Raw genomic sequence first — 5,350 nt, 5'->3', positions numbered from 1 at the left:
GTCCCCCCCTTGGGAAGGGGGGCTAGGGGGGATCAGCGGGCCTAATAGTCAAACAGTAGATTAGATTTGACATTAAGTTGACACCAATTACCAATTACCAATTACTCATGAAACATGATTTTCAATCCCAATAACTGTCGCAACGAAAGCGAAGTAGAAAGCAAACTCATTGTCAGTTATTTGTTGCCAAAACTCGGCTATACCCCCGACACTTGGCACCAAGAAATTGCCTTTGGGAATATTCGCCTAGACTTCCTCTCATTTGCCACCCAAGTTATCCCCATAGTCCTCGATGCAGACTCGCCCATGAGTTTAGTCATGGAAGCAAAACATCCCAAGGAAAATTTAGACCGCCATCTGCGAAAACTCAAGCGTTACTTAACAAGTTTAAGCATCCGCTACGGGCTCATAACTAACGGCAAAGAACTTAGAATTTATGCAAGACTCAGCGATGATATTCAGCTAGTTTTTCAGTGCGCCGGACAAGATATTGAAACTAAAATTGATGAAATTATCGCTTTAATTGGTAGAGATAGTTTGAATTTCGTAAAAAACACAGACAATCTCGAACTCGAAGATAGTCAAATTAATTTAGTTAGTCCTGAGTTGATTAGCGAAATCCCTATAGAGTTTACCAATCCTGCCACCCCAGAACCCGAGCAAAATCAAATATTAGCCACTGAAAAAATAGCTGAAAACTTGTCAGTTAATATTGAAGTCACACCAGATTTAATCGTGTTAAAAACCATGCCAAACATGAAAATCATAGCAGTTTACCACAACAAAGGCGGCGTCGGTAAAACCACAACAGTAGTCAATTTAGCCGCAGCACTGAGCAAGGAAGGTAAAAGAGTCCTAGTCATAGACTTAGACAGTCAGGCAAATACAACCTTTGCAACTGGTTTGGTAAAATTTGAAGATGAAGAACAAGATGATTTGAAAGATTGCAATATTCTTCAAGTTTTGCAATCAGAGGATTTTTACTCCATCGCCGAAGTAGCCCGCGAGTCTAATTTTTGCAATCCTAAAATCGATGTAGTTCCTTCCCACATCGATTTAATGTACTATGAAACGGAACTAAATCAACTAGATTACAGTCGCATGATTTTAATTCAAAAACTAGCGGAAGTAGAAGATAAGTACGATATTGTACTGATTGATACGCCGCCATCTTTGAATTTTTTCGCCAGAGTTGCCCTGATTGCTGCGGATTATTTAATTATTCCTTCTGACTTAAAACCTTTTGCCAATCAAGGATTGATTAATGTCAAGGATTTTATTAAAAAAGTTAATGGATTCAAAAAACAAATTGGCAAAAAACCTTTAGAAATTTTAGGCATCCTCCCTTGCAAAATCTCACCTAATCTTAAATTTGTACAGTACAGTTTGCCCAAGCGGAGGGACGCAATTCCCAAACGCTACGGCCTGGAAATCATGGACAGCGTAATTTATGAGAGAGAGGATTTAGCAAAGTGTGCAGAATTATTTAAAATCGTGGGAAATATGGAAATCGCCGATCCGATTTCGGTGCTAGATTTTAAACCGGATTGCACTTCATCCCAAGAATTTGAAATGCTAGCGGAAGAAGTTTTGGTAAAAATAGGTCAGTAAAAACTTATGAAAAAATTATCTCCGTCACTGGTTGCAGTCAAAAGAATTAGCTCCGCAGTTCCCCGTTCCAATTTTGCCGAGCCTGATTTGGATAAATTAGCCAGACTAATTTTAGATGCAGGAGGTTTGATTAATCCGATAATTGTCCGTCGCATCGGTATGGATGCTTACGAAATAGTAGACGGAAATTTTGAATACTACGCGGCGGCGAAAGCAAAAGAAATTCAACCTCTCAAGGGCGAGACAATCGGAGCATTCATTCTGGAACCGGAAAATGAAGAACTTCTCCTGGAACAATTGGCAATCCTCAGAAAAACCGCAATCAGTGAGAATCTAGGTGAAATTGAAACTATCAAAGAGCAATCAATAACTGAGGCTTCAGTTGAAATTGAAACTCTAGAATCCTCATCTAGTTTAGAGCAGCGGCTGACAAATATTGAAGCGCGGTTAGAAATTCAAATCAATGAATTGAAGGCTGAACACGCCCGTGAAAAACAAGTATTAGCTGAGAGAATACAAGAAATTGAAAACCTAATTTCCCAACAATTACCTCTGTTAATCGAAGCCCAGTTGGCTGACAGAATTAATGAGTTGAAATCAGAGCCTGCATCGGAAAAGCCCAGTTTGGTAGATGCGGTACCAGAACTTGAACAGGTAACTTGTCAACCAATGTCGCTGTTGGCCGCACTGAATACTCAAAATCCAGCTCAACTGAAAGCGAATTTAGAAGATACTAAGCTGCTGAAGGCTCCCGTTATACAACTCATACTCAAAGAGCGAGATGTGCGGTCGTTTGTGTCATTTACTAATGTGGTGGAACGTATTAAAGGGTTGACCGACAAAACAATGATTAAAATTATTGATTACTGGCAAAAATACTCATAAGTTGTGAGTCGTCTAAATTGCTTTTTTAGGGGTGATGCTCGGAGCAACGCTACACAAGAGTTTAAAGCAGATTGACGATCGGGTAATTGACTAAGGTAAAAATACTTATCACTCGCAATTGCGATCGCCCGGATGCTACAAAAAGTAAAGATGAGTGAAGCAGTGTATAATTTGTGTCCCCCAGCCAGTTAAACTCATCACAGTCGATTTTTTGTAGGAATTGCAGTCAGTTTTGCCGTTAGCGAAGCACTCGTTGCACGATCGCCCGGGCTGTCACCCCACAGCCAGCCGCACAGGTACAGCACGCCAGCGATATCTCTCCCAGACTTGGAGACTGAGGCGGATAAAATCCTTTAACTAACCAAAGTCTCCGTAAGGTGTTTGTCTCGCACCCTATAATTGGATTTCTTGGGTTAGTCCTGTGGTACTTACAACGCAGGCTGTAAAGTCCAAATATACATAATTACCCAAACACCTGATTTTCATGACAAAAGGGGACTTGTAAGAAGATGGATCGATCGCAAGATCAAAACCGAATAGTAGAATATTTGCGGATTAAGCCAATTAGTCACAGTCAGATTTATACTTCCCAAATTGCAGTACCAGAGACTCAGGGGGGAGAAATCCCTCGCGAACGTCGGGAAGCTCTCAGGAGAAGTCTCATCGAGCAAGGCAGCAACTTAATTCCTTTAATTGTACGTCCTACTGAAGCCTACAGCAACGAAGAAGAATACGAAGTTGTCTGCGGCTCAGATTGGTGTATTGTTGCCAAAGAACTCGGCATTGAGCAAATGTGGGCCTGGGTTTTTGAAATGACCGACGAGGAGGTAGTTGCGGCTCAAGCAGAAATGGAACATTTAGCTCCGCAGCCGACTCAGAAAACTCCACAACTTGAGAATCTATTGCAACAATTTGAGATATCATTTCAAAATAAAGTAGAGAGTCTAACAAAACAAATAGAACAATCTCTTAAAAGAAATGAAGATTTGCTAAAAAAGCAAGTAAAAGTTCTAACTGAGCAGAACTTTGAGAGTGACAAAATAGAACAGATTAAGCATCTAATCGAACAAATTGAAAAAACATTTCACGAAAAGGTAGATAAATTGGCTAAAAAAATTGAACAATCTGGTGGCGATAGTTCTCCGAAATCTGCGGTGATTTCTGAGATAAATCTTGAAGGTGCGTTGAAACAGTTGGATGAACTAGAGAAACTGCTGTCAATAAAATTAGAGCGCACAGTTCTAATAATTAATCAGTTTGTGGTCGATGCGATCGCAGATGTGGAAAATGACCTAAAAAATCAAATCGCTACACTCCGCCGCCAACTGGGAGCGGCTGCGACGCACTCAGAAATCCAGCCCCAGACACAGCCTTCAAGGCAGTCGAAGGGGCAGCCAAAAACCCAGGCTCAGAAGCAGTCGAAGGCGCAGTCGAAACCTCAGCTACCGCAGTTACAGTTAGAATTGCCGTTTCCGCCCCAGCAGCAGCAGCAGGAAGACGAGGAAGACTATGATACTCTTTCGCTCAGACGCTTGAAGGCGATCGGCAAAGATCGAAAAGTGCGGGGCTACGCGCGCATGAAACGACCGGAAATTCTGGCAGCCCTCAGAGAAGCTGACGGGAAATAAATCGTTCATTCAGTTGACAGTTGATAGTTGAGGGCGACCTCTACCTCAAAGAAAGAAGATTGGAATAATGAATCGTCTTCTGTTAATTTCTCCCGATTAGGGTTCCGGCTTTAAACCAATTTTTTCTGTAATTGGTAATATTGAAAGACTAATTGTTTGGTGTTCGATCGCACTTTTCGACCAAAAGCGCGATCGCCCTTTCAGAATAAATAGTCCTATTCATATAAAAACCTTGCTAAAATAGACACACCACCTCTTACTCCTCCCCAAGCAGCCATGTCCGCAACCGCAGAATTAGCTCCTCCCCAAGCAATACCAGAACAAGAAATACCAGAACCAGAAATACCAGAACAAGAAATACCAGAAAATGTTATCGTTCCTCCAGTCGATTTATATAGTGATGAACCTCAAGTGGAAACAGAACTGCATCTCCGACAAATAATGCTGCTGTTCAAATGCCTAGAATGGTTGTGGCGAGATAGAAACAACTTCTATGCTGCTGGCAACCTCACTATTTATTACAGCCCCAAGCAACTTAAATCGAAAGACTTCCGAGGCCCAGACTTTTTTGTGGTACTCGGAACTGAACGCAAAACTAGGAAAAGCTGGGTAGTTTGGGATGAAGACGGAAAGTACCCGAATATCATTCTTGAAATTCTGTCGCCAAAAACAGCGAACATAGATAAAAACTTTAAAAAACAACTCTATCAAGATACTTTCCGAACTCACGATTACTTTTGGTTCGATCCCGAAACTTTAGAATTAGCTGGGTTTCATTTGGTAGATGGGGAATATCAACCAATTACACCGAATGAATTAGGCTATCTGCGGAGTCAACAGCTTGATTTGAGTTTGGGAATTTGTAGCGGACAATTGCGTTTCTTTACAGCAGCAAATGAACTGGTTCCTACTCCTGAAGAAGTTGCAGAAATTGAGACTCAAAGAGCCGATGCAGAGACTCAGCGAGCCGGAGAAGAAGCTCAAAGAGCCGATCGCCTGGCCGCAAAACTGCGAGAATTAAATATCGATCCCGATACAATTTAGCGCCCGCCTTTGCCAAAAACAGCGGTTTACTAGAAAGAATTGGTTGAAAACCTCTCCATTCGAGGGAGAAATTAAAATCTAGACTATTAATTACTCCAATCCTCGGACTTAAGGGTAGAGGTAGCTGTCAAACTGTCAACTGTCAACTGTCAACTGTCAACTGTCAACTGTCAACTGTCAAC

The 5,350-nt window shown here is 41.6% G+C and carries 4 protein-coding genes; all 4 read left to right on the top strand.

Translation table 11 applies throughout. The features are described 5' to 3' along the window. Positions 1 to 114 precede the first annotated feature (114 nt). The gene (locus QT974_RS30600; protein ID WP_333472140.1) at positions 115 to 1,611 is read left to right on the top strand and encodes an AAA family ATPase; all 1,497 of its coding nucleotides are present in this window, start codon (positions 115 to 117) and stop codon (positions 1,609 to 1,611) included. A gap of 6 nt (positions 1,612 to 1,617) precedes the next feature. Next, positions 1,618 to 2,496, top strand: a complete 879-nt coding sequence (locus tag QT974_RS30595; protein WP_333472139.1) for a ParB N-terminal domain-containing protein — start codon at positions 1,618 to 1,620, stop codon at positions 2,494 to 2,496. Between the two features lie 509 nt (positions 2,497 to 3,005). Further along, entirely contained in the window at positions 3,006 to 4,124 is a 1,119-nt protein-coding gene (locus QT974_RS30590; protein WP_333472138.1) for a Rho termination factor (modular protein), read from the top strand. A gap of 276 nt (positions 4,125 to 4,400) precedes the next feature. Further along, complete coding sequence (locus tag QT974_RS30585) at positions 4,401 to 5,168, top strand: Uma2 family endonuclease (protein ID WP_333472137.1); 768 nt, start codon at positions 4,401 to 4,403, stop codon at positions 5,166 to 5,168. The last annotated feature ends 182 nt before the right edge of the window (positions 5,169 to 5,350 follow it).

It is taken from the genome of Microcoleus sp. BM001215392 (genome assembly GCF_036700185.1).
GTDB lineage: Bacteria > Cyanobacteriota > Cyanobacteriia > Cyanobacteriales > Microcoleaceae > Microcoleus.
Note: the sequence above shows the minus strand (reverse complement) of the source record. Positions and strands in the feature narration are given on the sequence as shown.

Coding starts and splice junctions, on each gene's coding strand:
- QT974_RS30600 (WP_333472140.1), top strand. CDS start 115: ATGATTTTCAATCCCAATAACTGTCGCAACGAAAGCGAAGTAGAAAGC.
- QT974_RS30595 (WP_333472139.1), top strand. CDS start 1,618: ATGAAAAAATTATCTCCGTCACTGGTTGCAGTCAAAAGAATTAGCTCC.
- QT974_RS30590 (WP_333472138.1), top strand. CDS start 3,006: ATGGATCGATCGCAAGATCAAAACCGAATAGTAGAATATTTGCGGATT.
- QT974_RS30585 (WP_333472137.1), top strand. CDS start 4,401: ATGTCCGCAACCGCAGAATTAGCTCCTCCCCAAGCAATACCAGAACAA.